This is a genomic window from Brenneria alni (assembly GCF_003666245.1).
Classification (GTDB): domain Bacteria; phylum Pseudomonadota; class Gammaproteobacteria; order Enterobacterales; family Enterobacteriaceae; genus Brenneria; species Brenneria alni.
Map to the genome: position 1 here is coordinate 1 of NZ_MJLZ01000122.1, position 628 is coordinate 628.

A 628-nucleotide genomic window follows, 5' to 3' on the forward strand; every position below is an offset into this window, starting at 1 on the left:
TAGTCGTCCCCTTTACCGCCGCGCAGCGTATCCGCCACGTTCGAACCGAGCACCCGATCGTCTCCCGCCGTCTGCGACTCCGCGATCAGCCGCGCCCGGATATCTGCCTGACTCCACGCCGTGCCGTCGTCAAACACCACCGTTTCCACACCCCGGTTAAAGTAATTATCGAACTGGTTTTTCAGCAGGATCGTCCCCGCATCCGCCGCCCCTTCCGCACTCGCTGCAATATGCAACGTCACGTCATTGCCGCTGCGCGTCAGGCTCACCTGGCCGGTGGCTATCCCCTCCAGCGCCAGTTGATCGCCGCGCCCTGAATTTATCGACTCCACGATCGTGTCATTGCCGTCGCCCTGCGCATAATGGTAGCTGTCGCTGCCCTCTCCGCCGTTCAGGTAGTCGTCCCCTTTACCGCCGCGCAGCGTATCCGCCACGTTCGAACCGAGCACCCGATCGTCTCCCGCCGTCTGCGACTCCGCGATCAGCCGCGCCCGGATATCTGCCTGACTCCACGCCGTGCCGTCGTCAAACACCACCGTTTCCACACCCCGGTTAAAGTAATTATCGAACTGGTTTTTCAGCAGGATCGTCCCCGCATCCGCCGCCCCTTCCGCACTCCTCGCAATAG

Annotated in this window: 1 protein-coding gene; it reads right to left on the reverse strand. The window is 62.3% G+C overall.

Annotation, left to right across the window (positions count from 1 at the left end; all coding sequences use genetic code 11):
* Positions 1-628, reverse strand: a 628-nt coding sequence (locus tag BIY29_RS19950; protein WP_276310307.1) for a calcium-binding protein, incomplete at both ends; no start/stop codon positions are given.